We start from the raw sequence: 2,817 nt of genomic DNA, 5'->3' as shown, positions 1-2,817 counted from the left end.
TCCCACTCCGCGTTCGTCAGATCACCACGTCCCATACAGCCAGCCTGCCCCCAACACCCCACTCAGGTAGAGAGATCCGAGAAACAGCGCCTAGGGCCCTTCTGAGGGCGGGCTCACCCGTCGCTACGAAGCGGATTCCATGGGCTCGGCCGCGCCCGGAGCCACCGCCGGTTCCGGAGAAGCCGCCGGGCCCGAGGCCACCGCCGGTTCGGCCACGGGCGCGCCCGTCACCGCCCCCGCCAGGCCCGCGGACTCCGCCGCCCCGGCCCGCAGGGCCCGTGCCGCCCGCCGTGCCGTGCGCAGCGCGTCCCAGGTCAGCAGCGTCAGCGCCAGCCAGACCAGGGCGAAGCCGGCCCACCGCTCCGGCGGCATGGCCTCGTGGAAGTAGGCGACGCCGAGCAGGAACTGGAAGACCGGGGCGAGGTACTGGAGCAGTCCCAGCGTGGACAGCGGCACACGGATCGCGGCCGCGCCGAAGCAGATCAGCGGGATCGCCGTCACGACGCCGGTCGCGGCCAGCAGGGCCGTGTGCCCGGCGCCCTCGGAGGTGAAGGTCGACCGGCCCTGGGCGCCCAGCCACAGCAGATAGCCCAGCGCGGGCAGGAACTGGATCGCGGTCTCGGCCGCCAGCGACTCCAGACCGCCGAGGTTCACCTTCTTCTTCACCAGGCCGTACGTGGCGAAGGAGAAGGCCAGCACGAGCGAGATCCACGGCGGACGGCCGTAGCCGACGGTGAGGACGACGACGGCGAGGAAGCCGGTCCCGACGGCCGCCCACTGCACGGGCCGGAGCCGCTCCTTGAGGAGCAGTACGCCCATCGCGATGGTGACCAGCGGGTTGATGAAGTAACCGAGGGATGCCTCGACGACCCGGTCGTTGTTCACGGCCCAGATGTACACGCCCCAGTTGACGGCGATCACGGCCGCGGCGACGGTCACCAGCGCCAGCCGGCGCGGCTGCCGCACCAGCTCGCCGATCCAGCGCCACCGGCGCAGGACGACGAGGACCACGGCCACGACGGCGAAGGACCACACCATCCGGTGGGCGAGCACCTCGGCCGCTCCGGCGGGTGCCAGCAGCGGGAAGAACAGGGGGAACAGCCCCCACATCCCGTAGGCCGCGAAACCGTTCAGCAGTCCGACGCGCCGTTCGCCCTTCGCCTCGCCCACGGGCCCTCCTCACTCGCCGCCATCACCCGCTGGGACAAGGTAGCGCCGAGCACCCCCGCGTGTCATGCCCGTATCGCCATACGGTCATGACATGCGGGGGGTACGGGTGGAAAGCCCCGGCCTCCCGGCCCCGGCCTCCCGCCCCTGACATCCCGGCCCCGGCCGCTCGCTCAGGCCTCGACCGCCGCGGCGACCGCCTCCGCGAGCGTCGTCGTCGGGCGGCCGGCCAGCCGGGACAGGTCCCCGGTGGAGACGACCAGCTCGCCCTTCTCCACCGACACGTCCACCGCGGCGAGGATCCCGGCGAACACCTCGGGCAGCCCGGCGCCGGTCAGGATGCCGGTGAACGCCTCGGGCGAGACGGGCGTGTAGGTGATCTCGCGCCCGGTCCGCCGGCTCAGCTCGGCCGCGTACTCGGCGAAGCCGAAGGGCTCGTCGCCGCCCAGTTCGTAGGTCTTGTTCTCGTGGCCCTCGCCGGTCAGCACGGCGACCGCCGCGGCCGCGTAGTCCGCGCGGGAGGCGGCGGAGACACGGCCGTCGCCCGCGGCCTGCACCACGGCCCCGTGCGCCAGGACCGGGGCGAGGTTCTCGGTGTAGTTCTCGAAGTACCAGCCGTTGCGCAACAGGGCGTAGGGCACGCCCGAGGCCAGCAGGATCTCCTCGGTGGCGCGGTGGTCGTCGGCCAGCGCGGCGGTCAGGCCGCCCGGGGCGCTGGTGTAGGCGAGCAGAGCGACCCCCGCGGCCGCGGCGGCGTCGATGACGACCTTGTGCTGGGCCGGGCGGCCCTTGTCGAACTCGTTCCCGGAGATCAGCAGCACCTTGTCGCCGGCCGCGAACAGCCCGTCGAAGGTCTCGGGGGCGTTGTAGTCCGCGACGGCCAGCCGTACGCCGCGCTCGGCGAGGTCGGCGGCCTTCGCCTCGTCCCGCACGACCGCGGTGATCCGCTCCGCCGGAACCTTCTCCAGCAGCTGCTCCACGACGTGACGGCCGAGCTTTCCGGTGGCGCCGGTGACGACGATGCTCATGGTGATGATCTCCTTCGGTGTCTGTGTCACTCACCCTAGGAGGGGTACTAACTTTTCGTAAGTACCCACTTTGAAGTAAGGTACTGGCATGGGAGTAAGCAACTCGAAGATCTCATCGGCCGAGGCCGAGGCCATGTGCCCGTACCGCCTGGTGCTGGAGCACGTCACCAGCCGCTGGGGCGTCCTGGTGCTGATCGCCCTGATGGAGCGCTCCTACCGCTTCAGCGAACTGCGCCGCGAGATCGGCCGGTTCGGGCGGGGCGTCAGCGAGAAGATGCTCACCCAGACCCTCCAGACCCTGGAGCGCGACGGCCTGGTCCTGCGGGACGCCAAGCCCGTCATCCCGCCCCGAGTCGACTACTCGCTGACCCCCTTGGGCCGTGAGGCCGCCGAGCAGGTGCGCGCCCTCGCCCTGTGGACCGAGCGCCGGATGTCCGACGTCGCGGACGCCCGCACGGCATACGACGAGGCCCGGACGGAGTCCGCCCGGGCCTCGTGAGACAGCCTGCTCCCGTCGGGTCAGCCGACGACGGTCCAGGTGTCGCCGCCGGTGAGCAGTGCGGCGAGGTCGCCCTTGCCGTGCTGTTCGACGGCCGTGTCGAGCTGGTCGGCCATCTGGGTG

Annotated in this window: 3 protein-coding genes; 1 reads left to right on the top strand and 2 read right to left on the bottom strand. The window is 71.8% G+C overall.

Annotated elements, in window-relative coordinates; all coding sequences use genetic code 11:
- Positions 1-123: 123 nt before the first annotated feature.
- Both rarD and ACZ6SQ_RS38285 read right to left on the bottom strand, forming a co-directional pair.
- Positions 124-1,110: an EamA family transporter RarD gene (rarD, locus tag ACZ6SQ_RS38290; RefSeq protein WP_469570662.1), complete on the bottom strand. Its 987-nt coding sequence runs from the start codon at positions 1,108-1,110 to the stop codon at positions 124-126.
- Between the two features lie 230 nt (positions 1,111-1,340).
- Positions 1,341-2,195 (bottom strand): NAD(P)H-binding protein, encoded by an 855-nt coding sequence (locus ACZ6SQ_RS38285; protein WP_469570660.1) that lies wholly within the window; start codon positions 2,193-2,195, stop codon positions 1,341-1,343.
- An 88-nt stretch (positions 2,196-2,283) separates the two neighbouring features.
- On the opposite strand from ACZ6SQ_RS38285, the gene ACZ6SQ_RS38280 reads away from it, so the two are divergent.
- Positions 2,284-2,694 (top strand): winged helix-turn-helix transcriptional regulator, encoded by a 411-nt coding sequence (locus tag ACZ6SQ_RS38280; RefSeq protein ID WP_469570657.1) that lies wholly within the window; start codon positions 2,284-2,286, stop codon positions 2,692-2,694.
- The last annotated feature ends 123 nt before the right edge of the window (positions 2,695-2,817 follow it).

It is taken from the genome of Streptomyces sp. NPDC048600, from assembly GCF_055587025.1.
This window is presented reverse-complemented; position numbering and strand designations above follow the sequence as displayed.

Coding starts and splice junctions, on each gene's coding strand:
- rarD (WP_469570662.1), bottom strand. CDS start 1,110: ATGTGGGGGCTGTTCCCCCTGTTCTTCCCGCTGCTGGCACCCGCCGGA.
- ACZ6SQ_RS38285 (WP_469570660.1), bottom strand. CDS start 2,195: ATGAGCATCGTCGTCACCGGCGCCACCGGAAAGCTCGGCCGTCACGTC.
- ACZ6SQ_RS38280 (WP_469570657.1), top strand. CDS start 2,284: ATGGGAGTAAGCAACTCGAAGATCTCATCGGCCGAGGCCGAGGCCATG.